Source organism: Sphaerochaeta sp. UBA5836 (assembly GCF_002432845.1).
Classification (GTDB): Bacteria; Spirochaetota; Spirochaetia; order Sphaerochaetales; family Sphaerochaetaceae; genus Sphaerochaeta.
This window is the reverse complement of record NZ_DJGW01000089.1, coordinates 1-24,729: the sequence shown is the minus strand read 5'-3', so window position 1 is coordinate 24,729 and position 24,729 is coordinate 1. Positions and strand designations below refer to the sequence as shown.

At 51.5% G+C, this 24,729-nt stretch carries 27 protein-coding genes; 23 read left to right on the top strand and 4 right to left on the bottom strand.

Translation table 11 applies throughout. The features are described 5' to 3' along the window. The first annotated feature begins 510 nt into the window (after window positions 1–510). The 12 genes from B3F49_RS08145 (at window position 511) to B3F49_RS08090 (ending at window position 8,686) form a co-directional block, all read left to right on the top strand. On the top strand, window positions 511–756 hold the full coding sequence (locus B3F49_RS08145; protein WP_293896338.1) for a DUF5320 domain-containing protein: 246 nt from the start codon (window positions 511–513) through the stop codon (window positions 754–756). Further along, window positions 753–1,133, top strand: coding sequence for a DUF134 domain-containing protein (locus B3F49_RS08140; RefSeq protein WP_293910316.1), 381 nt, complete (start codon window positions 753–755; stop codon window positions 1,131–1,133). The genes B3F49_RS08145 and B3F49_RS08140 overlap by 4 nt, the downstream gene beginning before the upstream one ends. Then, entirely contained in the window at window positions 1,130–1,492 is a 363-nt protein-coding gene (locus B3F49_RS08135) for a NifB/NifX family molybdenum-iron cluster-binding protein (protein ID WP_293896344.1), read from the top strand. Before B3F49_RS08140 ends, B3F49_RS08135 begins: the two co-directional genes overlap by 4 nt. Continuing rightward, complete coding sequence (locus B3F49_RS08130) at window positions 1,482–2,339, top strand: 4Fe-4S binding protein (RefSeq protein ID WP_293910314.1); 858 nt, start codon at window positions 1,482–1,484, stop codon at window positions 2,337–2,339. The genes B3F49_RS08135 and B3F49_RS08130 overlap by 11 nt, the downstream gene beginning before the upstream one ends. Beyond that, window positions 2,311–3,186, top strand: a complete 876-nt coding sequence (locus B3F49_RS08125) for an ATP-binding protein (protein WP_293910312.1) — start codon at window positions 2,311–2,313, stop codon at window positions 3,184–3,186. The genes B3F49_RS08130 and B3F49_RS08125 overlap by 29 nt, the downstream gene beginning before the upstream one ends. Then, window positions 3,183–4,043 carry an MBL fold metallo-hydrolase gene (locus B3F49_RS08120; RefSeq protein ID WP_293910310.1) on the top strand — a complete coding sequence of 287 codons (861 nt, stop codon included), beginning with the start codon at window positions 3,183–3,185 and terminating at the stop codon, window positions 4,041–4,043. The genes B3F49_RS08125 and B3F49_RS08120 overlap by 4 nt, the downstream gene beginning before the upstream one ends. Further along, complete coding sequence (locus B3F49_RS08115; protein ID WP_293910308.1) at window positions 4,021–4,803, top strand: P-loop NTPase; 783 nt, start codon at window positions 4,021–4,023, stop codon at window positions 4,801–4,803. The genes B3F49_RS08120 and B3F49_RS08115 overlap by 23 nt, the downstream gene beginning before the upstream one ends. A gap of 3 nt (window positions 4,804–4,806) precedes the next feature. Further along, window positions 4,807–5,166, top strand: coding sequence for a NifB/NifX family molybdenum-iron cluster-binding protein (locus B3F49_RS08110; protein ID WP_293896359.1), 360 nt, complete (start codon window positions 4,807–4,809; stop codon window positions 5,164–5,166). A gap of 246 nt (window positions 5,167–5,412) precedes the next feature. After that, window positions 5,413–6,540 (top strand): ABC transporter ATP-binding protein, encoded by a 1,128-nt coding sequence (locus tag B3F49_RS08105; RefSeq protein ID WP_293910306.1) that lies wholly within the window; start codon window positions 5,413–5,415, stop codon window positions 6,538–6,540. Then, the gene (locus B3F49_RS08100; protein ID WP_293910304.1) at window positions 6,537–7,178 is read left to right on the top strand and encodes an ABC transporter permease; all 642 of its coding nucleotides are present in this window, start codon (window positions 6,537–6,539) and stop codon (window positions 7,176–7,178) included. The genes B3F49_RS08105 and B3F49_RS08100 overlap by 4 nt, the downstream gene beginning before the upstream one ends. Further along, window positions 7,175–7,774 (top strand): ABC transporter permease, encoded by a 600-nt coding sequence (locus tag B3F49_RS08095; protein WP_293910302.1) that lies wholly within the window; start codon window positions 7,175–7,177, stop codon window positions 7,772–7,774. The genes B3F49_RS08100 and B3F49_RS08095 overlap by 4 nt, the downstream gene beginning before the upstream one ends. 15 nt (window positions 7,775–7,789) lie before the next feature. Next, entirely contained in the window at window positions 7,790–8,686 is an 897-nt protein-coding gene (locus B3F49_RS08090; RefSeq protein ID WP_293894207.1) for a glycine betaine ABC transporter substrate-binding protein, read from the top strand. 61 nt (window positions 8,687–8,747) lie between these two features. Here B3F49_RS08090 and B3F49_RS08085 read toward each other — a convergent pair whose 3' ends face one another. Further along, the gene (locus B3F49_RS08085; protein ID WP_293910300.1) at window positions 8,748–9,563 is read right to left on the bottom strand and encodes a histidinol-phosphatase; all 816 of its coding nucleotides are present in this window, start codon (window positions 9,561–9,563) and stop codon (window positions 8,748–8,750) included. 326 nt (window positions 9,564–9,889) lie between these two features. Between B3F49_RS08085 and B3F49_RS08080 the strand changes: the two genes are divergently transcribed. Continuing rightward, entirely contained in the window at window positions 9,890–10,963 is a 1,074-nt protein-coding gene (locus tag B3F49_RS08080; protein WP_293910298.1) for an extracellular solute-binding protein, read from the top strand. A gap of 47 nt (window positions 10,964–11,010) precedes the next feature. Then, the gene (gene purB / locus B3F49_RS08075) at window positions 11,011–12,414 is read left to right on the top strand and encodes an adenylosuccinate lyase (protein WP_293910296.1); all 1,404 of its coding nucleotides are present in this window, start codon (window positions 11,011–11,013) and stop codon (window positions 12,412–12,414) included. Here purB and B3F49_RS08070 read toward each other — a convergent pair. Genes B3F49_RS08070 through B3F49_RS08060 form a run of 3 tightly spaced genes read right to left on the bottom strand, consistent with a single transcriptional unit; the run spans window position 12,404 to window position 14,880 of the window. Further along, window positions 12,404–13,030 (bottom strand): VTT domain-containing protein, encoded by a 627-nt coding sequence (locus B3F49_RS08070; protein ID WP_293893452.1) that lies wholly within the window; start codon window positions 13,028–13,030, stop codon window positions 12,404–12,406. The two genes, purB and B3F49_RS08070, sit on opposite strands and share 11 nt — an antisense overlap. Next, window positions 13,027–14,211: an alanyl-tRNA editing protein gene (locus tag B3F49_RS08065; RefSeq protein ID WP_293893455.1), complete on the bottom strand. Its 1,185-nt coding sequence runs from the start codon at window positions 14,209–14,211 to the stop codon at window positions 13,027–13,029. Before B3F49_RS08065 ends, B3F49_RS08070 begins: the two co-directional genes overlap by 4 nt. Before the next feature lie 15 nt (window positions 14,212–14,226). Then, window positions 14,227–14,880 carry a trimeric intracellular cation channel family protein gene (locus B3F49_RS08060; RefSeq protein WP_293893458.1) on the bottom strand — a complete coding sequence of 218 codons (654 nt, stop codon included), beginning with the start codon at window positions 14,878–14,880 and terminating at the stop codon, window positions 14,227–14,229. Window positions 14,881–14,960: 80 nt separating this feature from the next. On the opposite strand from B3F49_RS08060, the gene B3F49_RS08055 reads away from it, so the two are divergent. The 9 genes from B3F49_RS08055 to B3F49_RS08015 all read left to right on the top strand — a co-directional run bounded on the left by B3F49_RS08055 (window position 14,961) and on the right by B3F49_RS08015 (window position 24,643). Further along, complete coding sequence (locus B3F49_RS08055; RefSeq protein ID WP_293910294.1) at window positions 14,961–15,560, top strand: DUF6657 family protein; 600 nt, start codon at window positions 14,961–14,963, stop codon at window positions 15,558–15,560. Between the two features lie 286 nt (window positions 15,561–15,846). Then, window positions 15,847–17,187, top strand: coding sequence for an ABC transporter substrate-binding protein (locus B3F49_RS08050; RefSeq protein WP_293893464.1), 1,341 nt, complete (start codon window positions 15,847–15,849; stop codon window positions 17,185–17,187). Between the two features lie 70 nt (window positions 17,188–17,257). Beyond that, window positions 17,258–18,250, top strand: a complete 993-nt coding sequence (locus B3F49_RS08045; protein WP_293910292.1) for a carbohydrate ABC transporter permease — start codon at window positions 17,258–17,260, stop codon at window positions 18,248–18,250. Beyond that, complete coding sequence (locus B3F49_RS08040; RefSeq protein WP_293910290.1) at window positions 18,247–19,092, top strand: carbohydrate ABC transporter permease; 846 nt, start codon at window positions 18,247–18,249, stop codon at window positions 19,090–19,092. Before B3F49_RS08045 ends, B3F49_RS08040 begins: the two co-directional genes overlap by 4 nt. 4 nt (window positions 19,093–19,096) lie before the next feature. Then, complete coding sequence (locus B3F49_RS08035) at window positions 19,097–19,801, top strand: FadR/GntR family transcriptional regulator (protein WP_293910288.1); 705 nt, start codon at window positions 19,097–19,099, stop codon at window positions 19,799–19,801. Window positions 19,802–19,819: 18 nt separating this feature from the next. After that, the gene (locus B3F49_RS08030; protein WP_293910286.1) at window positions 19,820–21,061 is read left to right on the top strand and encodes an alpha-L-fucosidase; all 1,242 of its coding nucleotides are present in this window, start codon (window positions 19,820–19,822) and stop codon (window positions 21,059–21,061) included. Between the two features lie 11 nt (window positions 21,062–21,072). Continuing rightward, a complete protein-coding gene (locus tag B3F49_RS08025; protein ID WP_293910284.1) occupies window positions 21,073–22,212 on the top strand; it encodes an aminotransferase class I/II-fold pyridoxal phosphate-dependent enzyme in 1,140 nt (379 codons plus the stop codon). 9 nt (window positions 22,213–22,221) lie between these two features. Then, entirely contained in the window at window positions 22,222–24,021 is a 1,800-nt protein-coding gene (locus B3F49_RS08020; RefSeq protein WP_293910282.1) for a hypothetical protein, read from the top strand. 385 nt (window positions 24,022–24,406) lie between these two features. Beyond that, window positions 24,407–24,643: a hypothetical protein gene (locus tag B3F49_RS08015; RefSeq protein WP_293910280.1), complete on the top strand. Its 237-nt coding sequence runs from the start codon at window positions 24,407–24,409 to the stop codon at window positions 24,641–24,643. Window positions 24,644–24,729: the final 86 nt, after the last annotated feature.

Genomic DNA, 24,729 nt, shown 5'->3' with positions numbered 1-24,729 from the left:
TCCCCTATTCGATACCGCCATTGACCACTTCGATCAGCGGCCAGGCTTTTACCGTGTTGATACAGATTTGAGGAACCTTCCTAATCCGAGGCCCAATCATCAGTCTGATATGCTTATCCATTTTTCAATGTTTCACGGTCATTGCTGGAACTCTACGTGGTATCTCATTGCAAACCAAGTTCCAACTCAATCTCATCTTCGATGCGCTCAAGCCTCGATCGATGAACAAGGTCGGCAATACGCAAACTTTTACTTCTACATACCGTTTGGCGAGCTCGACCTCTTCATTCTTCAACCGTACTGATAGCGACACTGTTGCATACCTTCCTTGTGCGATACTTTGCAATTCAGAGAAATGCAGCTAGTGCCTACTTCTTCCCGTATAGGCTTTCCGGTTTCCAAAAAAAGGAAAAAATTTCTGATAAGTTATTGACATATGCCGGAAACAAGAGTATTGTAGAGATAGTTACTGACATATGTCAATAATAACTTATTACAAGGAGGCACGATATGCCACGAAGAGATGGAACAGGACCTGCCGGATTCGGTCCGATGACAGGAAGAGGTATGGGTAATTGCACCAATTACTCTACAATTGGGTATGGAATGGGAAGACGCTTTGGCAGAGGCTGCGGTTGGGGATTCGGCCCCTATGGAGCTCCAGCCTCCCCCATCACCCTCGCAGAGAGAAAACAGATGCTTCAAGAGGAGTTGAAACATGTTGACTCATTGCTTGGGCAATCGGAAAAGTCATGAGTAGACCGCGCAAATGGCGAAGTGTCTGTTCGCTTCCCTCCAACTCCAGGTTCGGGCCGCTCGGCCCGTCCCTGGAGGGTTTGCAGCCGGTGGTCATGACCGTGGATGAGTACGAAACCATTCGACTCATCGACCATGAGGGCATGACCCAGCAGGAGTGCTCTGAAGAGATGGAAGTAGCCAGGACCACCGTGCAGGGGATGTACGATAGTGCAAGGAAGAAACTGGCTGCTTCCTTGGTGGAGGGCAGACCATTGTTTATTGAAGGAGGCGAGTATCGCCTCCACGACCATAACGGCCCTGGATTTGGAAGAGGCGGCAGAGGATGCCGATGGCGTCAAAGAATGGGCAATGAGGAAGGAGAGAATCAACTATGATTGTAGCAGTACCGGCAGAAGAACAGAAATTGGATAGTCCTTTGTGTGTATCCTTTGGAAGAGCACCCTATTATTGTATTTTTGATACCGAAAAGCAAAAAAGCAGCTTCATAGCAAATGAAGCAGCCCAGAGTCCGGGAGGAGCCGGCATACAGGCGGCTCAGGATTTGGTGGACGCAAAAATCACAACGCTTATCACCTTCCGATTGGGAGAGAATGCTGCAAAAGTACTGCATGCGGCAAATGTGACCCTGCTTAAGGCTTTGAACCTCAGCATAGCGGACAATATAAACGCGATGCAGGAGAACAAGCTTGCTGAATTGGACGCCATCCATGCAGGATTCCATCATGCCCACTGATCGCACCATTGCCGTGCTGAGCGGCAAAGGCGGGACCGGCAAGACCTTGGTCAGTGTCAACCTCGCTGCTGTTGCAGACCAGGCAACCTACATAGATTGCGATGTGGAAGAACCTAACGGCCATCTGTTTCTCAAGCCATCCTCTGTATCTGAACAAGTCATTACGGTCGGCAAGCCCGAGGTCGACCAAAAGCTCTGTGACGGGTGCCGAATCTGCAGCAAGGCTTGTGCCTTCAATGCTCTGGCGGTTATCGGGAAACAGCTTCTAATCTTTGAGGAAATCTGCCACAGTTGCGGCTTGTGCATGAGTCTCTGTCCTCAGCATGCATTGAAAGAAGTTCAGAAACCCTTGGGGGTGGTCCGCAAAGGAAGAAGCGGTTCTGTCTCATTTCTTTCAGCAGAAATGAGAATCGGGGAGAGTTCGGCCGTCCCGCTCATCAAAGCCTTGATGAGAGAGAAACAGACCGGTCTTACAATCTTGGACAGCCCTCCCGGCAGCGGCTGCCTGGTGACGGAGACCGTCTCGCATGCAGATTTCTGCCTGTTGGTTGCCGAGCCCACCAAGTTCGGCTCACACAATCTTGCCATGGTCCATGAACTCGTTATGCTCATGGATAAACCGTGTGCAGTTCTATTGAACAAGACGCAGGATGGGGAGAACCCATCAGAAGCGTATGCGAAAACACACAATGTGAGGATTCTGGGATCTTTGCCCTATGATAAGGAATTGGCTCATCTTACCAGTGAGGCTTTGGTGGCAAGCCGTGAGAACGAACACTATCGCTCCTATTTTTCTTCATTGCTGCAGGAGGTGAAAGATGCATCAGATTCTTATCCTCAGCGGTAAGGGAGGGACCGGTAAAACCACTGTTGCCAGTACCTTCATCGCCCTCTCCCATGCCAAAGCCTATGCAGACTGCGATGTTGATGCACCAAATCTCCATCTGGTCATGGGCAGCTTTGAAACAGAGAGGAAGTCCGACTACTTTGGATTGCCTAAGGCTGAGATCGACGGCACGCTGTGTACTGGCTGCAACCTTTGTTTTGAAGTATGTCGCTTTGATGCGGTCATACCCGGTCCAACCTATCAAATCGACCCGATCGCCTGTGAAGGCTGTATGTATTGCCTCCATGTCTGTCGGGCTGATGCAATCCACACCCGACCTGTCAAGGTAGGCGACTTGAAGCTGTATGAACGGAAAGAAGAGCGTTTTTCGACAGCCACCTTGACCATGGGGAGTGGAACCACCGGGAAATTGGTAAGCGAAGTGAAAAAACAGCTCAAGGAAAACATCCCGGAAACCGAAGTGGCAATCCTTGACGGAAGTCCCGGGATCGGGTGCCCGGTCATTGCATCGCTTTCTGGTGTTGATCTAGCCCTCATGGTCAGCGAGCCTTCAGTGAGTGCTTTCTCCGATCTGAAACGGGTCATCACCAGTGCGAGACAGCTGCAGGTCCCGGTTGCAGTGGTTGTGAATAAGTATGATATAAATCCAACGATCTGCGGGGAAATCGAGGTATTCTGTTTCAAGGAAGGGATTCCTTTCCTGGGAAAGATTCCCTATGACAAGCAGGTTGTAACATCATTGAATAGAGGCGAGAATCTGGCATGTCTGAATACTCCGGCATCACAGGCGATCAAGCGAATCTATGAGAAGACTCTCCAAGTATGGAAGGAGCAGGTACGACTATGAAAATCACTACATTGGTAGAAAATACCACAAAATGCAACAATCTCGGGTATGAGCATGGTTTGAGCCTTTTCATCGAAGCGGCAGGCAGAACCATCCTTTTCGATACGGGTGCAAGTGACGTATTTGCCCGCAATGCAGAAATTCTGGGTGTTGATCTTACATCCGTCGATGCAGCAGTCCTCTCCCACGGCCATTACGACCACAGCGGGGGGCTGAAAACATTCTTCGCAATGAACAAGCATGCTCCACTGTATGTCCGAAAGGATGCGTTCGGCCCGTATTACAGCGAACGCAATCCCGGTGAATACCACTATATCGGAGTAGACCAATCCCTCATTACCAGCAATCGGCTCATCTTCACCTCGGCGTATACCCCGATCAGCGGCGGTATCACCTTGTTTTCCAAGGTGGAGGGAACCGACTCCATCCCTTCAGGCAACAAGAGCCTATACAGGAAGGAAGAAGAGACGTACAAGGTGGACAATTTCACCCATGAGCAATACCTTGCCATCATGGAAGGTGATGTTCGGTTGCTGGTAAGTGGATGCTCGCATCGTGGCATACTCAATATTGTGGAAGCCTATCATGAGCATTGGGGGCTATACCCCACCCATGTCATCGGTGGCTTCCATCTCTACAACCACCGCACCGGCGAGCCGGAGGCACCTCAGGTGCTTGAGCATATCGCCAAGAAACTACTTGAGAGCAAAGCCGTTTACTATACCTGTCACTGCACAGGAGAGGAAAACTTCCTCGCCCTTGAGCGTTTGATGGGTGATCGGATTCATTACCTCGCCGGAGGTGATATTCTACAATTGGGAAAGGAGGACAGGCATGAATCAGAATGCAACCAATAATATGAGGGCATATTCGAAGACCGGCAGTATCATCGACCATGTCATCGCTGTCGTCAGCGGGAAAGGAGGGGTTGGGAAATCGTCGGTCACCAGCCTGCTCGCCTGTCAAATGAGACGTAAAGGTTATTTAGTCGGGATTCTGGATGCCGACGTCACCGGTGCATCCATTCCCAAGGCGTTCGGCATCCACCAAAAAGCCTTGGGAGAAGAAGGACGCATCGAACCAGCCATCAGTAAAACCGGCATAAAAATCATCTCTACCAATATGTTGCTTGAGCATGAAAACGACCCGGTCATTTGGAGAGGGCCCCTGATTGCAAACACCGTCAAGCTCTTCTATACGGATGTTGCTTGGGAGCACTTGGATTACTTGTTTGTCGATATGCCGCCGGGAACCGGCGATGTTCCCTTGACCGTCTTCCAAAGCCTTCCTGTTGATGGCATCGTCATGGTGACCAGTCCCCAGGACCTGGTAAGCATGGTAGTAGAGAAAGCTGTGAACATGGCCTCGAACATGAAGGTTCCCATCTTGGGATTGGTAGAGAACTTTTCTTACTTCGAGTGTCCGGATAATCACAAACGGTACGAAATTTTCGGTAAGAGCCACTTGGAACATGTGGCCGGCGATCATGGGTTGAAGGTTTTGGCCAAACTTGCAATCGACCCGAAACTCAGTGAAGCCTGCGATGCAGGAGCAATCGAGACCTATCAGGGTTCAGAAATGCCTGAACTCTGCAAATTATTGGAGAGAAGGGAGTAATGTATGTTGAGAGTAGCAGTAGCAAGTGAGAACAACATGGTGTGCGGCCACTTCGGCCATTGTGAGACTTTTGAAGTATTCGATACGGAGGGTGACAAAATTTTGAGCAGCAAGAGCGTTGCGAACCCGGGCCATCGGCCGGGGTTCCTTCCCAATTTCCTCCATGAGATGGGGGTGAACACCATCATCAGCGGAGGCATGGGAGGCGGTGCCGTCGATATCTTCAACGAGCATAACATCGAGGTTATTCTGGGTGCGCGAGGGGACAGCGAGGATGCGGTGAAAGCGTATCTTGCAGGATCTCTTGCCAGCACCGGCAGTATCTGTCATGAGCACGCCCATCACGACGAGTGCGGCGAATAATCGCGTATCGCCAGTGTAAGTTCCAGCTCCGGCTGGACTTTTTTTTGCAAACTGACACCATGATGGCGTGAACAATTTTGCTGTCCAAATTCACAAATATCCTCAAACAGAGCGTCCATTTGCAATTTTTGGCTGACCAATAGACTAATTTTTGCCTTGGGTTGCCTAACTGACAACTTATATATTACTATTAGGTTGTCTTAACTTGCACAGAAAAGACATCACTGTTATACGAGGAGAAACACGATGATTGAATTTAGGAATGTGACCAAACGATACGGGTCAAACACCGTTCTGCATGATTTGAGCTTTACCATCAAAACGGGGGAGTTCGTCGTGTTGATCGGTCCCAGCGGATGCGGTAAAACCACCACACTACGGACCATCAACCGTTTGATCGAACCCAAAGCCGGTACGGTCTTCATCGATGGCAAGGACGTGACCAAGCAGGATGCTGTAAAGCTGCGCCGAAAGATCGGCTATGTCATCCAGCAAATAGGCTTGTTCCCCAACATGACCGTACACCAGAACATCAGCGTAGTTCCCAAGCTGTTGGGCTACTCCAAAGAGGAGTGCGACAAAATCGTCCACGACCTCCTTGCCTTGGTTGATATGCCCTATGAGGAGAACGCACATAAATATCCTTCTGAACTTTCAGGGGGACAGCAACAGCGCATCGGGGTTCTCAGAGCCTTGGCGGCATCGCCGCCGATCGTCCTGATGGACGAACCCTTTGGGGCCTTGGACCCGGTTACCCGCGATTCGCTTCAGGAAGAAGTGAAGCGGATCCAGAAGAAACTGAAAAAGACCATCGTCTTTGTCACCCATGATATGGATGAGGCACTTCGACTCGCCGACACCATTATTTTCATGGACAAGGGCAGGATTGTACAGATGGCCAGTGCCGAGGAGATGCTCCAGCATCCGGCAAGCCCGGTGATCAAAAGCTTCATGGGCAAACATGCGGGCCATGAAAGTCCCGCTGCAATCCTGCTTGCAGAGGACTTTATGAAGAAGAAGGTCTACAAGGTCTATAAGAATACCAAGACGCTCGAATCCATCGAGATGATGAGCAAGCGCGAGATCAACAGCCTGGTAGTCATCGATGATGATGAGACCTATCTTGGAACAGTATCCATCGAGGATATCAAAACACGCGGAAGGGCCGGCCGCTCGATTGCGGAGTTGATCAATCCCGACACCATGACCGTCGGTCGCAAAGACGATGCGAAGGAGGCGCTGGACAAGCTGCTCTCCTCCACTTCCAACTATGTGGTTGTGCTCAACGACAACAGGACTGTGGCTGGAATCATAACCAGGACCAGTACGGCGAAGGCCATGGGAGAAGCGCTCTGGGGGGACTTGTCGGCATGAGAATGATAGCCTTTTTTTCCAAGAACACAGAAGCGATGCTGGCCAGCATCGGCCGACACATCGCCTTGGTCCTCATTGCAGTGGGCCTGGGAATGGCAATCGCCATACCTTTGGGAGTCCTGCTTACCAGGCACAAGAGAGCTGCCAAGCCGGTCCTCGCCCTTGCAGGAACCGTACAGACAATCCCAGGTCTGGTCATGTTGGGATTCGCCCTGATATTCATGGGAATCGGAACCCTGCCGGCTTTGGCGGTACTGACCATCTACTCGATACTGCCCATCCTCAGGAATACCTACACCGGCATCACTGAAGTACAACCTGCCTACAAGGATGCAGCAAAGGGAATCGGCATGACCAAGAGCCAAGTGCTCTTCAAGGTGGAGCTTCCCCTCGCCCTCCCTGCAATTGTCAGCGGAATCCGCATCTCGGCGGTCTATATCGTCAGCTGGGCAACCTTGGCCGGCATGATAGGGGCAGGAGGCTTGGGAGACTGGATCTGGACTGGTCTGGCCACCTACAACACCGACTACATCCTTGCCGGTGCCATACCCTCTGCAATCCTGGCTTTTGCATTCAGCGCCTTCATCGGTTTCTTGCAAAAGCTTCTCACCCCGCGCGGGCTCAGGAGGAACGCATGAATGAACTTATGAACGCAATCGCAGAACATATAACCATAGTAGCTATAGCGATGGTCTTTGCATCGGTCATCGGCATCGCCTTGGGGGTCCTCTCCTATTGGAAACGAAAACTGGGGAGCTTCATCATCGGCCTTGCCGAGATCATCCAGACCATCCCATCACTGGCCTTATTGGCCCTGTTGATGATCGTCTTTGGACTGGGGGACCTTACCATGATAGTGGCACTCGTGCTGTATGCACTGCTTCCCATCATTCGTAATACCCATACGTCCCTGACGGAGCTGCCTCCCCACATCATCGATGCCGCACGCGGCATGGGCATGAGCAGGACGCAACGGTTGGTGAGGGTGGAAATCCCCCTCTCCATACCCATGATCTTCGGCGGCCTGAAGGTGGCTTTGGTCAACTCACTCTCCATCGCCGTGATGGGTGTTCTCATCGGCAGCGGCGGCTTGGGGTACATCATCTACCGGGGAATCCAGCAACGGAATATGGACAGGATTCTGCTCGGAGCAATTCCGGTTGTCGTCATAGCCCTCATTATCGATTGGGGCATGGGAAAAGCTGAAAAACGACTACTAAAACACGCACGGTAAGGAGTATTGAGACATATGCATGCAAAAAGAACCAAAATTATGAGTGTACTGACGCTGGCTTTGGCCGCAATCCTGGTTTTCACCGGCTGCGCCAAGAACGACAGCATAACCATTGGGTCAAAGGACTTTGGAGAGAACATCGTCATCGCCGAAATGCTTTCCCAGCTGGTGGAAGCCCATACCGACCTCAAGGTGAACCGCAAGCTCAATCTGGGCGGCACGTTTGTCAACTTCAACGCGATCAAGAATGACCAGATCGACGTGTATCCGGAGTATACCGGCACCGGTCTGACCGCCCACCTGAAAATGGATGTGGTCAATGATCCCGACGAGTCCTATCGAATCGTCAGCGAGGAGTTTTTGAAGCAATGGGATATCGTATGGCTCGAGCCGTTTGGCCTGAACAATACCTACACCCTGGCTGTCACCCCTGAAGTGTATGAAACCTATGGGGTGGAAACCTACAGCGACCTGATTCCCTATGCCCCTGACCTGGTATTCGGTGCAGAACATGAATTCTTCGACCGACGGGACGGTTTCGACGGCTTGGTAGACCTCTACGGCTTCCAGTTCAAGGGAGAGCCGATGAAACTCAACGCCTCGCTCAAGTACCAGGCGATCGGACGCGGTGACATGGACGTCACCGATGCCTTCGCCACCGACGGCCCGATCAAGCAGTACAATCTGAAAATCCTCGAGGACGACCTGGGATTCTTCCCTCCCTACCATGCAGCACCGATTGTGCGCAAGGAGGTCCTGGACAAGCATCCTGAGTTGAAAAATGTCCTGAACATGCTCGGAGGCAGGCTTGACGATGAGACGATGACGGAGCTCAACTACCTTGTCGATGTGGAAGGGAAAGCCGTTGAGCAAGTTGCGTCCGAGTTCCTCAAATCACAGAACCTCGTATAATACGGAGATGTTTTTCCGTAGTATACCCCGGCAGGGGGCGTTGCCCTCTGTCCCTTTTCTTCTAGAGTAGGGCAATCCTGCCATCCACCAACGCATAGGAGGCATAGGTGATCCCCACCTGTTCAGCCAATGCGAAGGCCTTGTCCTGGCCGGCCCGGATTTCAGCCGGCTTATGGGCGTCGCTGTTGGTGACCACCTGTACCGGATATTCGCTTGCCAGCTCCCAGAATGGGAGAACCGGGTAGGCATAGCGTTCCCCGTCCGCTGTCTTCACCTTGCGCTTGCGCATGCCGTTGGCGTTGATCTCCAAGGCAACACCGGAACTTGCGGCACACTCGATGATCGCCTTCGAACAGGCCACGGCCTCTTCATCCCACGTATGATAATTGTAGGCAAAGACATCAGGGTGTGCGCCGAAGAGGAAGAGCCCCGACTGCAAGGCTTTGCAGTAGAGGTCGGTGTACAGGCCGAGGTCTTCCTTGGTCAGGGTGTTCCAAAACACCGAGTACTCTCGCCTGCTGTCAAAACTGAGATCATGAATGGCGCAAATCAGGTAATCGGTTTTCGTTTTCAACTCTTCGTAATATCCCTGGTATTGCTCAAGGTAGTCGCATTCGTACCCGGTAAGGATTGTGAGCAGGTTCTGCTGCTGTACCGCCTTTACATCCTGCTCGTAGAGAGCCATCTGCTCATAGGCCATCCGGGTTCTGGACCATCGGGAGTCGGGTACCGGACAGTGCTCGGTAAAGCCTAGCAATGCCAGACCCTGGTCTACAGCCGCTTGGGCATATTCGCTCACCTGTCCGCTGCCATGTCCGCAATAAAAGCTATGGGTATGGAGGTTAACCACCTCCTGGGAGTAGGTTTGTGTGTACATACTTCTTGAAGAGCCAGTATCGGTGATTCAGCTTGTTTATGCAACACTCACAAGCGATGCCGTTGAAGAAAAAAATGTATCAATTTTTGGTTTTGCCCGGCAAAGTGATTGACCTACTTTCAGAAATACCCAATTATGGGGCTGAATTCCAAGGAGATACCGATGCACTACACAACCAGTTCACAATCTTATCTTCTCCTTGCCACCCCAGCCTAGAAATATCCATTGGGCCTTGCCGGGCAAGGCTTCACATCTATCACCGATCCAGGGAATGGCGTATGTTGACCTGGACGGGCAGACATCACTATTGTACAGGAGGTTTAGCCATGAGCAAACCTACCACCAAGCACCTCATCCTCGCTTTTGCCCTGGTTGTCCTGGGCTCTCTTCTCTTCCTCGGTTGTTCCAAAGCAACTGAGAAAAATACCACCGGCAGTAAAAAACTGTATGTGTACAACTGGTCCTACTATACTCCCGACTCGGTCATTGAATCGTTTGAGAAAGAGTATGGTGTTGACGTGGTACTCGACTACTTCGCCTCCAACGAGGAGATGTTTGCCAAGCTCATGGCCAGCGGTGATGCAGGCTATGACGTAATTTTTCCTTCGGGTGACTATGTCTCGATCATGAAGAACCTGAACATGCTGGAGAAAATCGACACTTCCAAAATGCCCAACCTCCAGTACATCACAGACTTTGCCCTCTCAAAGGCCTATTATGACCCGAAGATGGAGTACTCGGTCCCCTACTATCTCGGAGCCAGCGGTATTGCAGTCAATACCAAAATGGTCAAGGAGTATGAGAAGACTTGGAATATCTTCGCAGATACACGCCTCAAGGGTCGCATGGTCATGATGGACGATATGCGCGAAGTCCTCGGTGATGCCTTGGCATACCTGGGTTACTCGGTCAACACAACCAACCCCGCCGAACTTGAAGAAGCAAGAAAGCTTGTCAATGACGCGTGGAAGCCGAATCTCGTCAAATTCGATGCCGAGGGATTTGCCAAGGCCTTTGCCTCCGGCGAGTATTGGGTTTCCCACGGCTATGCCGAAGCAATTTTCGAAGAGCTGCCTGAAAGCGAGTGGGCGGACGTCGATTTCTTCCTCCCCGCCGACGGCGGGCCGATGTACTTCGACTCGATGTGCATTCCCAAGGGAGCAAGGAACTACGACCTTGCCCTTGAGTTCATCAACTACATCCACAAGCCGGAGAACTACGCCCAATTCCTCGACCGGTTCCACTTCCCTGCATCAGTCAATACCGAGGCTGAGAAGTATCGGACCACCACTCCGTTCTACACCGTCGAGATGCTTGAGAACTATGAGCTGAAAGACGACCTCGGACCGAATCTTGAGATGTATAACAAGGCATGGGAGACGATCCGTTACGTCAATTGACCTGAACTTGCGTTAGGGAGTACAGTCATGGGTATGCGGAGGTCTGAATGCAAAGCTTTACCCATGACACCTATCTCTCCCCCTTCAGCTGGCGCTACGGCAGTCAGCAGATGCGAACCGTTTTCAGTGAGGAGCACAAGCGCAAATTACTGAGGAGAATCTGGGTGGCCTTGGCCAAGGCTCAGGCTCAAGCGAACTTGGTGTCGGCAGAGCAGCTTGATGAGCTGGTCGCCAATCAGGACACTATCGACATTGAACGCGCAACTGAGATAGAAGCTGAAATCGGTCATGACCTGATGGCTGAAATCAAGACCTATGCTGAGCAGTGCCCCAAAGGGGGGGCTGTCATCCATCTCGGGGCCACCAGCATGGACATCCTGGATAATATGGATGCCATGCGTCTCAAGGAGGCTCTGAACCTGGTCATCATCCAGGTCAAGGCGCTGCTTGCAGTATTCATCACCCGCATGGAGGCCTATGCAGATCAACCCTGCATGGCCTTCACTCATATCCAGCCCGCAGAACCCACAACCGTTGGGTATCGGCTTGCCCAGACGGCGCAGGACCTCAATGAGGATCTTCAGGACCTGATTCGCGTCCATGCCTCGATCCGGGGCAAGGGCATGAAGGGGGCGGTGGGTACCAGTGCAAGCTATACCGAATTGCTCCGGGGTACCGGCATCACTGCCTCACAGCTTGAGGCGATGGTGATGAAGGACCTGGGGCTTGAGGCCTACACTGCTGCAACCCAGGTGTACACCCGCAAGCAGGACCTCAGGATCGGACAAGCCCTCTCTTCCCTCTGTGCTACGCTGTATAAGTTCTTCATAGACTTCAGACTGCTGCAAAGCCCTCCAATCGGAGAATGGAGCGAACCTTTCGGGTCCAAGCAGGTAGGCTCGTCGGCCATGCCGTTCAAGCGCAACCCGATCAACAGCGAGAAAATCGACAGCCTCTGTCGTTTTGTCGAAGCCCAGGAGAGCGTACTGTGGCAGAATGCCGCATCCACCCTGCTCGAACGGACCCTTGACGACAGTGCCAACCGCCGCCTCGTGCTGCCCGAACTCTTCTTGTCGGTTGATGAGATTCTCAGCACCGCAATCAAGGTGGTGCACGGCATGCAGGTGCATCGTGCAGGCATTGAACGCAATCTCGCCTCCTACGGCATTTTCGCTGCAAGCGAGCGGCTTCTCATGGAGCTCGGAAAGAACGGTGCGAACCGGCAGGAGATGCATGAGTTGATCCGTGAACACAGTCTGTGCGCTTGGGCCGAGGTGCAGGCCGGCAAGCCGAACACCCTCAAGCAGATGCTCTGTGAGGACGCAACAATTCGTGCCTACCTTCAAAAGGAAGCCATCGAAGCCCTGCTCGATGCCAACCAGTACATCGGTGACAGCCCGGAGCGCACCCGCAAGGTGATCGAGGAGATCAGGGACGTGCTCAGCCGATGACGATCAGGCCTGCAAAAATCAGGTAGTAGAGCGCCATTCGTACATAGCGGATCGTGATGGAGAGCAGGACAAGGTGGACTTTGAGCTCCACGATGCCTGCCACCGTACAGATGGTGGAGAACGGCAAGGGTGTCAAGCCGCTGATGACAATCGCCCAGATTCCGTACTTGGTGATCAGCTGCTCGGTATGCGTGCCCGACTGCCTGAGCACCCACCGCCGAAAGAGGGGTATGAGACCCACCAGGCGGCCGAACAGATAGGCTGAGAAGGCCCCGGCCACCGAGGCCGTTCCCATCACAACAATCGCCAGAAGCGGATGCCAATCCATGACAAAAGGCCACATCAGGTCAACCGACAAAGGCAGCACGAAGAGATCGACGATGTAGACGTACAGAGCCACCCCAGGCACCCCGAAATCGGTGATGAACCGCTGTACCACCGCGTTCTTGTCCCACCCAAGTCGTTGATAGAACTGAAAGCCGATGTAGTAGAGCAAAAAAATGAAGAGCATGAGAACCAAGGTGCGCTTGAGCAGCTTCCTGGTATCGAGAGCCCCATCACTTTTGAGGTAGGTCTCTTTGGCAAAGAGTGCTTTCACTCGTTCTTGGAATGTCATTGCATCAGATCCTTGCATGTAGAAAAAAAGACAGCACTGTCGGCCTTTGCAGACCCTTGGAAGAGCGGGGCTTTGCCTCCTCCCTTTCCTTCTATGGCTGAAAGCAAGGTGCTTTTTCTTGTATTGAAGTCAAACAGAGTTGAAGCTTTGCCTTGAACGCCAACCAGCCAAAGCAGTCTTCCATCGACCATCTTGGCTGCAAAAAGCAGCAAATCCTCATGCTCAGGGAAGGCTTGGGCGACATCCTTCATATCAATGTCTTGCGGGACGTTCCAATAGACCACCGGTATCGATGCAACCAGGGGGGCATGAGCAACCAATGAGGAGAGCTGGAGGGATGCTATGGCCTGCTGGGCCCTTCTCAGCTCACTTTTTGTCTGAGCGGCCTGAGCGACTGAGGCTTTCGCCACCTCGACCAGATCCTCCAGCGGGGCGGAGAAGAGCACACCCAGCTCGGTGACGGCATCTTGTGCTTTTCGGATCTGCTGACGTGCCATTTGCCCTACGGTGAAGATGAGGCGGATGTGTCCGCGGATTTTTTCCTGCCCTGAGTAGTGAAACAACTCGATCTCACTGGTGTTGGCAACGTGGAGGCCTCCGCAGGCAACCGTGTCGACATCTTCGACGACAACCAGGCGCACTCCGTCCCCCTCCACCTTGATCGACCTTCTCAGCCCGAGGCTCTGTGCCGAGGTCCGGGTATGTACTTCATAGTGCACCGGATGATTGCCGCGGATCACGGCATTCACCAAATCCTCAAGCTCGAAACAGATTTCCTGGTCGACTGATGCAGCATCGGTTTCGATGGTGAGGATGCGCTCACCCTGATGGACGCTCACTGTCTGGATGCCGAACCGGGTGAAGAGAAGGCCGCTGGCCACATGCTGGGCTGTGTGCATCTGCATGAAATGGAAGCGATGCTGCCAATCCAGTTCGATATTCACCTGCTGGCCGATATGAAACACCTGCTGCTTGACGTGGTGATGGATGGTGTGGTCATCGTCCTTGGTCGTGTTCAATAGTTGAACACCTGAAATTGTGCCGATATCACCACTCTGCCCGCCCCCCTCGGGGTAGCAGATGGTTGCATCCAGAATCAGATTTCCATCGATGATGTCGACAATGGTTGCTGTATGAGTTTTTTGATAAGGCTGTTCGTAATAAAGAGGATATGAATGCATGTACTTCCTTCCAAATCAGTGTTGCATGGTCAAGTAATCATCCACCGGCAGGGCGGTATCGGCCACCGGCAGATGGAAATGGTATTTGATTGCGATCAAGCGGATGATGAACACCGTGCTGCTTGCCATCAGGAATTTTGCGAACATTCCCAAACCTGTCATTTCCAGAAGCAGGTAGACGATGCCTCCGATCAATGAAGCGGTGGCGTAGAAGTCGCTTGTCAGGACGGTGGGGACCGAGCGGCTCATGATGTCCCTGACCACACCACCGCCAACAGCCGAGAAGACACCACAAAGCACCTGCCCAACCGGACCTATGCCGTACATGGCTCCTTTGGCCACGCCCAAGGCGGTGAATACACCCAACCCCAGAGAGTCGGCAAAGAGGATGACTCTCCACTTGCCAACAAATTTCGGGGCGAGAAAGAACACTGCAAGCCCCGTCCCTACACACGTAAGAATATAGGCGCTGTTGGTCAAGGCGGCAACCGGGGTTGCCCCGATCAGCATATCCCGAAACATTCCGCCTCCGCAGCCGACGGTGCAGGCAAACACCACCACGCCCAGGATGTCGAGCTTGCAGCGCACCCCTTTGACGGCTCCGGTGACGGCGAAGATGAAAGTTCCGAACAGGTCGAAAATATAGATGATGCCCAGTTCCAGTTCCATGGCTCGAGACTATCACCAAACCAAGACTTGTCCAAGACAGCGAACTGCACTATCTTTAGAAAAGTAATGAGGAGTGATGTATGGCAATCATAAAATCTGCATGGGAACTTGCACTGGAAAAGGCTGAGAATCTCCAAGTGGACCCGGTTAAAATCAAGCGGGACCTCAAGGTCAAGGAAGGCAGGCAATTGGCCGGCACTTTCCTCAGCGATATAGATGCAACAAAGGAAAGTACCAAGAAACAGTATGACGCTGTTCCTGTTGAAGATAAGGAAGCATTCAAGGAGGGTATGGCACTCACCATGCTGTCCAATCTCGCACTTCCCAGGAGTGCTGCATTCAAGGAGAACTTTGCGAAGGTACTCGACCTGGGCATGATTCTCGGTGAGGGCAACGAGCAGCTTGAACAGTTGCTCGGGCAACTGGAAGGCTTTTTCAGCCAGTATCTGGAGAACCAGGAGGATCTGGTCGAGCGGTTGAAGCAACAGTATGCTCCTGCTCTGCAGCAGAAAGAGGCCCAGTTGAGAAAGCAGTATGGTCCCAACTTCACACTCAGGCCCGAACAGGACCCTGAGTTCATGAAGTTGTTGGACAAACAACTCTCCCAGCTTGACGACCAGTATACCAATATCCTGACCCAGGCAAAGCTTCAGATCAAAGAGTTGCTTGGCATCGACTGAGCAAGAGCGTCATCCAAATAGGAAGCCTGCCATTTCGGCAGGTTTTTTTATCATCACCCTCGAGAGGGAATCTTGGATACCAAGCAGGTGATATTGTCACAAGATTACTGTTGACAGACGTAGATTCTATGATACGATTATCTATAGTGGTTCTACTATGGAACCAATTTTTCTTGTTTTGTTCAAATTATGACAATATATTCACAATAACTGGTTCTTTTTATGACCATCCAGTTTTCTTATGTTCACCACCCCTAGTAAGGGAGTAAAGCCAAAGGAGGCCTCTATGAGAAACAAGTTGCGTCTGTGTTCGGTGATTGCCATGCTGGCGATCATGACGTTCGCTTTTGCTGGTGGAGCAGCAGAGAAGCAAGAAACCAAACTTCGCTTCATCGACGTATCCCCCAGTCCGACCCGCCAAGAGTATTTCACCAATACATTCGAGAAATTCAAGCAGGAGACCGGAATTTCCGTAGTGTATGAAAGTGTGCCCTGGGACGATGCAGCCAACAAGCTTACCGTTCTCGGTGCTTCAAACCAGCTGCCGGATGTCATGACCACCTGGGCAGGTTGGCTTGGGCAATTCACAGAAGCCGGATGGGTCGTCCCCTTGTCCGATTATATCGGATCCACCAAGGACGAATATGCCTCAACTGTCACCGAGCTTGTGTGGAAAGCGGAGCAGGAGCTGTACGGCAATATCTATACCATCCCCGATGGGATGATGGTCAAGGGCGTCTTCGTTCGCAAGGATTGGGCCAAAGAGGTTGGTCTCGATCTTGATATGAAGAAGGGTTGGACCTATGCAGAGTACTTCGATGCTGTCTACAAACTTACCGATCCCTCGAAGAACCGGTATGGCACCTCGTTCCGCGGTTCACGCGGGGCTTTCGATCCCTTGTTTGTCTACCTCGAGAGCCTCAATGGTGGTTCGGCCTATGCAGCGGACGGTTCATCGTTGATGAAGAACCAGGAAGCCGTTGATGCGTACAAGAAGTGGATGGGGCTCTATCTCGACGGTTGTGCACCGAAGGATGCAATCAACTGGGGCTTTGTCGAGATGGTGGACAACTTCTGCGGCGGACTTACCGGTACGCTCATCAATGATAGTGAAGTCACTGCAACCGCCCTTGCCAATATGAAGGATGAGCAGTGGATGGTTATGCCGATGCCGAGAAGCGACAAGGATGGGAAGATTTATAATACAGTCAACTCCCCCTACGCCTACTCCATCTCTTCTTCCTCGAAGAACAAGGATGCAGCTTGGAAGCTCATCGAGTTCCTTACCAGACCCGACAACAACATCGAGTACTGCAAGCTCACAGGCTTGATTCCCATCAAGACCGCTGTCGGTGACGACCCGTTCTATGGCCCCAACGGCCCGTATGCAGCCTTTGTGCAGCAGCTCAACGATCCAGCCATGGTGGTTCCTGTAGCTTTCGGTCCGTTCAATTACACAGATATGCACCAAGGCATGATGCATGAAGAGATGCAGAAGTACCTGTTGGGCAGACAGGATGCACAGACTTCCTTGTTCAATGTTGTCAATGAACTGGAGAAGCGCATGAAAGCGTATCTTGCCGAGAATCCCGGATCTGCAGTCGAGCAGCCCAAGGGTTTGCTGTAAGCAGGAGTAAGAAGAGGGTACTGCAGGGTTTCCTGCAGTACCGTCGCTTGATGGATAAAGGATGAAGACTATGGGGATCTTGGCACTCTACATAATCGGGGTTGCAGCGGCATGCGCCCTTGGTATGATGTTCATACGAAGGCATACCAAAGGTCGCCCGACGACCTACAGCAATCTTTCAGCACGCCGCAAGGCAGAGCCGTATCTTTTTCTTCTGCCCACCATGCTGTTGTTGCTTCTGATGTTTGGCTATCCATTGATCAACAGCTTCATTATGGCCTTTCAGAACTATAAGCTCACTGCCCCGTCGAAAATCCGCTTCAATGGGTTGGAAAACTTTCAGAAGCTGTTTTCTGAGACGGATATCTGGCTCATCATCAAGAACTCATTCATCTATGTTGTGGTCTCAGTTTCAGGCCAATTCTTGTTGGGAATGACATTGGCGATGGCTTTGAACAAACAATTTCCTTTCAGGGGACTCTACCAGGCGTTGGTCTTCCTTCCCTGGTCATTCTCAGCCTTCGTCATCGGTCTGATGCACCGATGGTCCTTCAACGGCGAATACGGCGTGGTCAACGACCTCTTGATGAAATTACACCTCATCGGCAGCAAGATTGCCTGGCTCGGAACTCCCGGCTTCTCTCTGGCCGTCGTCATCATGGCAATGATTTGGATGGGTATCCCCTTCTTTGCAATCATGATTCTTGCCGCCTTGCAGTCAATCCCAGCCGATGTGTATGAAGCTTCCTACATAGACGGTTGCGGACCGATCAGAAGATTCACCAAGATTACCCTCCCCTACATCAAACCTACCGTAATCATAACGATTCTGCTGCGTACCATTTGGATCTTTAATTCATTCGACCTGATCGTGGTCATTACCAACGGAGGGCCGGCCAATTATTCACAAACCCTTCCCTCTTATATGTATACCAAGGCATTCGCCAGCTACGATTTCGGTCTGGCTTCTGCATTGGGTGTACTGCTGATGACGGTCCTCATCCTCTATGTGACACTCTTCCTCAAGGCGACCAACTACAACAAAGCGGGGAACTTCTCATGAAACCATATACCTTGCAACGCCACTTGGGCAATTTCGGGAGAACGGTCATCCTTCTGGTATTCCTTCTGCTGGTCATCCTGCCGATCTACTGGATGTTCATCACCTCGTTCAAAACCAATGCAGAGATTATCAATGCACAACAAATCACTTACTTTCCCCGTGAAATCACCACCGAAAACTACGTTCAGCTCTTCAAACTCTATGATTACAAGGGCATGCTCACGAACAGCCTTGTCGTCTCTGTCTCAACAGGATTGTGCATCACGCTGCTCTCAATTCTAGGAGGATACGGTCTTGCCCGGTACACCTTCAAGGGAAAGGATGCAATGCTCCTGTTCTTCCTGGTTACCCAGATGATACCCGGTATTCTCGTAATAATTCCGTTGTATGTTATTTTCGCGAAGTTGGGAATGATCAATACCAGACTCAGCTTGTTCTTCTTCTACCTGATCACCAACCTGCCGTTCTGCGTCATCACGATGCGAAGTTTTTTTGAACGGATACCGTATACGCTTGAAGAAGCTGCCTATGTCGATGGCTGTTCCAAATTGACCACCTTGGTCCGCATCGTTCTGCCGGTCATGTTTCCTGGAATTGTCGCTGTGTTTGTTTTTGCCTTCATCGGTGCTTGGAACGAACTCATTGCAGGCACGATATTCATAAACACTGCAGATTTATGGACAATCCCTGTAGGTTTGAAGTCACTTATCGGCAAATATGACGTAAAATGGGGAGTATTAATGGCCGGTGGAGTATGTGCTCTTCTTCCTACAGCAATCATGTTTGCATTCATGCAGAAGTTTGTCGTTGAAGGCCTTACCGCTGGAGCAGTCAAGGAGTAAGGACATGAGTATGATGGAACCAATACAACCCATTGCAAAGGATCTGCTGCATGAGAAGGTCTCTGATGCGATCATCAGCTATATCTACCGAAACGGTCTGAAGATCGGCGACAAGCTGCCCGGTGAGCGCCAGCTTGCCCAGGAATTGATGGTAGGACGCAATTCAGTACGCCTCGGACTTTGCCAGCTCGAGGAGGCAGGCATCATTGAACGGCTGGTAGGCAAGGGCGCTTTTGTCAGACGCGAGGTCAATGCCGATTCCATCCAACTCAGGCTGGCAAGGGTAAACTATCAGGATTTATTGGAGATCAAGATATCGGTTGAGCGACTGGCAATCCAGAGAGCGGTTGAAAGGGCGAGTGACCAGCAGATTGCTCATCTGAAGGGAATTGCCCAACAGCTCTGCGCCATGGCGGACGAAGGCAGATTTTCAGTCCAGTTGGACCGGGAGTTCCATATCGCTCTGCTTGAGTGCGGGGGAAGCTCGACACTTACCCAACTGGTGCTCTCCCTTATCGATTCACTGAACAGTTTTACAAAAATCTTGGGCAATGTTTCGGACATCTGGGTGAAAACCATCCCGTTCCATATGGATATTGTCAAGGCTTTGGAACAAAGACAAACAAGCTATGCAGTTGCTGCACATGAATATATCTACCGCTACGATCTGGAAGTACTCAACGATCTTGCGGAAAAAGAAATACAGTAAAAAGAGAGGCGCATAGGTATGGAACCATCAGCGTTGTGGTGGATGGACGGGAAATTCGGCATGTTCATCCACTGGGGTCTGTATTCACTGCTTGCAGGTGAATACCAAGGAACCAGTACAGACAATATTGCAGAGTGGATCATGCACGATTTGTCCATCAGTGCTGAAGAGTATCGAAAGTTGGCCCGCCAGTTTGAGGGTAAAAACTTCAATGCAGAGTTCATAGCCTCCTTGGCCCAGGAGGCTGGCATGAAGTACCTGGTGTTTACCAGCAAGCACCATGATGGCTTCTCCCTCTTCGACTCTCGTGCAACCCAGTATAATTCCAAAAGAGCGACACCGAGCAACCGTGATTTCGTACGTGAACTACGCGAAGCCTGCGACCGGCATAATCTGGTCTTCGGGCTCTACTATTCGCAAGCCCAGGACTGGGACGATGAGGATGCATGCGAGGACGGCATCGGTCCTGATGGGAAGGATTTTGAGAAATATTTCAGAAACAAGTGCATCCCTCAGCTTACCGAACTATTGACAAACTATGGTCCAATCGGCCTTATCTGGCTCGATACTCCGATGTATATGACCAAGGAACAATCACAAGAGCTCAGGGACCTCATCAAGGGCCTGCAACCTAGTTGCCTGATCAATGGGAGAATCGGCAATGGCCTTGGCGATTACATGACCACCGGGGATAATTTCATCCCGTTGTTGCCTTATCCTGCTTCCTTTGAAGTCCCGGCAACCATCAACAACAGCTGGGGATACAACAAGAACGACCATGCATGGAAGAGTCCCAAGCAGATTATCCGCTCGTTGGTTAAAATCGTCAGCAGAGGGGGTAACTACCTGCTCAACATCGGACCGACCGGAACCGGTGAAGTCCCACAGCCGAGCGTTGACGTACTGAAGGCTGTAGGCTCATTCATGACCAAGAACGGTGAGAGTATCTATGGCACCAAGCGGATGCCGATGTATCCCTACGACATTGATTGGGGATATTTCACAGCCAAACCCGGAAAGTTGTACATCCACATTTTCGAGGAGATGGGGCGGGCATATTTGTTGAATATTGCCAATAAGCCGCTGGTCTGCTACCGGCTGTGGGACAGGCTACCGCTTACACTGAAGGAGCGGGTCACCTGCGAGGGCGACAGCAGCTGGCTCATCACCCTCCCCGAACGTGAAAAAGATGAGTTCGACCAGGTCATCTGTGTTGAAGTCGAAGGCGATGAAATTGTATTTGAACCCATTCGGGGTTGAAGGAAGCATCCATGTACCGAATTGCAGATATTGTGACTGATGATACGTATGATTTTCTCCAGATCGAACGTCCGGTGGCGGCTCCGCTGTATCAGACATCGTTGTTTACCTTTCCTACCGTAGAGGCGTTGCGAAAAGCCCTGTCTGATGAGCTTTCCACTCATCTGTACTCCCGTGGGAACAATCCCACCGTCGAGTTGGTTGAACAGCGCATCGCAGCCCTGGAGGGAGGCGAGCGGGCAAAGCTCTTCTCCGCAGGCGTTGCGGCGATCGCCTCAAGCATTCTCTCCTGTGTTGGACAAGGCGATCATATCGTATGCAGCAGTGATGCCTACACATGGGCGAAGTACATCAGCAACACCTATCTCAAACGCTTCGGGGTGACCACAACGTTTGTGGATGCAACCAAGCTGGATGAAGTTGAGAAAGCAATCCAGCCCAATACAAAGGTGTTGTATTTGGAAAGTCCTGGAACCCTTTATTTGAGAGTGCAGAATCTTCCTGCCCTCGCAAAGATTGCAAAGCAGAACGGCATTACCACCATTGTAGACAACACGTGGGCGACACCGCTGTATCAGAATCCATTGGCCATGGGCATCGACTTGGTTGTGCACTCAGCATCCAAGTATCTGGGAGGGCACAGCGATATCATCGGAGGAGTCTTAATCGGCAGCAATGCATTGGTTGAGCAAATTGTCAGAACTGAGTTTTTGCCGATCGGTCATGTCCCAGATCCCTTCCAAGCATGGTTGATCCAACGAGGGATGCGCACCCTGCATGTACGGCTTCCCTACCACTATCAGAGCGCCCTGAAGGTGTGTGATTACCTGTATGACCACCCTGCTGTCCAACAGGTGTTTTATCCGATGCACCCCAAGAGTCCCGACTACCAGCTCGCCTCCTCCCAAATGAAGGGAGGCTCAGGATTGTTGTCGCTGAAACTGAAGTCCAAAGACAGGTCAAGAATTGAAGAGGCTGTAAACTCATTGACGGCCTTTCGTATCGGCGTAAGTTGGGGCGGGTACGAGAGTCTGGTATTCCCTCCCCTTGCAACCAAAGACGGGGATCCGTCGGTTCTCAGGCTGCACATCGGTCTGGAGGACCCTCAGACACTGATTGAGGACCTTGATCAAGCGTTCTCGCATTTGTAGGAGCCGGCGTTGATGTTCTCAGATGCCAGACCCTACGTCCGTTGGTGGTGGTTCTCAGGTCCGTTGGAGATCCGGGCCATTGATGAACAGCTCGATTGGATCGCCTCCCATGGTTTTGGTGGAGTCGAAATCGCCTGGGTGTATCCACGCAAGGATTGCAAAGCCGAAGAAGGTCCCCGTTTTCTTGATGAGCAGTTCCAGTACTATGTGGAATATACCATCAGGGGATGCAAAAAGCGCAATCTCGGGTGCGACCTCACCTTTGGTACCTTGTGGCCGTTCTCGGGAACTTTCATCCCGGAGCAGTATGGAACCAAGACCCTGACGGGGGAACAACCCCAGACTGTCGACCGTTCATGGGAGGCCCGGTATGCATCAGGGCCGGCACGAGTGCTCGACCATCTCGATGAGAAGGCCTTGACTTGGTATGCTTCCCATCTTCTTGAGCATGGATTCGAGAAATTTTGCACAATTGCGCCCCTCTCCCTCTTTTGCGACTCATGGGAGGTGGAAACACACAACCTTGGATTCAACGGATTTGCCGAAGCGTTCCTGGCAAAATTCGGCTACTCCTACGATCCGAAAAACAACAGCAGGGACCAACGCTTTGATTACCGCTGTCTGATCTCGCAGCGGGTGTTGACTGATTTCTACCAACCGTTCAGCACCATCTGTCACCAGGTGGGCGCAACTAGTCGTGTCCAGTGCCATGGCGCACCTACCGATATGCTTGCCGCCTACGCCCTTGTTGATATCCCTGAATCAGAAACGCTGCTGTTCGATCCCGATTTTTCCTTGCTTGCGGCCTCTGCGGCTGCAATGGAACACAAAAGACTGGTGTCGAGCGAGACTTTTTCCTGCATCTATGGCTGGGTTCCCAATCCTGCAACTCCGCCCGGCTTGAAAGCAGAAAAAATCGACGACCTTCGCTGTGTTGCCGATGCGCAGTTCGCCTGGGGGGTCAACCGTATCGTATGGCACGGCAAGCCCTATGAAACACTCGACAACCCCAACGAGTTCTATGCCACCGTGCATGTGGGGCCGAACAGTGCGCTTCAGCCGTACCTGCTGCCTTTCAATGCATACCTGGCAACCTTGAGTGAATTCCTTTCCAAAGGGGAGGCAGAATCAAGACTTTCCATACTGCTTCCATTGGAAGACCAATGGATGCAAGATGAACTGCCACAACAGAAGCAGAAACCCAGCAGCAGGTTTTACTGGGAGCTTCAGGAATTGAAAATTCCCGATGAGTTGCTTGTGTACCGGCCGCTTTGGTTCTCGCCTCTGTGGCTCAAGGACCTTGTCTTTGCACAAGGCCTTCTGCGATACAAGCATCGAACCATCGACGCATTGCTTTGTCAGAATGAATGGTTGACCTTCGATTCACTCAAGCATTTGCTTGAACTGAAGAATCTTGGTGCACCCATATATTTCACTACCATTCCAATGCAGCCCGGGACAAACAAGCATCCACAGTATGAAAGCCTCACTGCAACCATTCGCAGAGAGTTCCCCACCCATCTCAAACCCTTGCTTAAGAGTTCACAGCCGCTTGATTTCTGGTGCAGAAGACAGGATGACCGATATTTCCTCTTCATTTCCCACCCAGGCATGCGCAAGCTGCGCTATCCCCTTCTCTACGATTACGCCTCAACTCTCAAACCGATTGTCGTTGAGGCTGTATTCTCAACCCAACAGAACGCTTATGCACTCAACCTCGAATTTCCCCGTTGCGGATCCTTGGCATTCGAAATAGACGACATGCACATGCAGGTTAGGTCCATCCCTCTCCCTTCCTCTTTTCAATAGCGCCCATACAGTGAATAAGATTCCCCGGCGATGGTAGAAGTTCATATCACTTCTTCCACCGCCCTCCTGTCAGAAGCGGACCTGCTCTTCGTTCATGTCTTTTGTCACAGCTGGAGGTATGCCATAGGCTCCATCTCCCTCATATCCTCATATGCCTTCAAATTCCTTGGTTTTCTCTCTGTCACAAGTGACGAAACCCGGTTGCTAAACCGGTTATCACTTGTGATATGTGAGATGTTATTGGTAGATGTTAGAAGCCACTTCTTCGCACATATGACATTTTCTATCTTCTTTTATTATAACAAATTATATGTTTTACTATATTGACTTCTTCTCACATCTCACGTATCATTCAAGTACAAGGACGATAAAAAGGAGAGAGCAGATGAAGAAGTTAGCAACCATTACACTTACCATCATCCTGATGGCCCTGCTTTCTTCCTCTCTCTTCGCCGCAGGCATAAACGAAACCGCAGTCTTGAGACTGACCGCATACGTTCCTGAGAGGACCACCTTCAGTGCCGACGAGTTCGGCTTTCAGGTGGCTTCCAACGCCCACAACTTCACCTACTCGGTGTTCGAGCAGGGAATGGACAGGACCTTGTTCGTGGTTGCCAACTGATTTGCTCACAGAAAGCGCGTCCGGACAGACAAGCTTGCATATAGTTAGAAGCCAGTGTTGCGGGAAACATCACTGGCTTCTCTTTT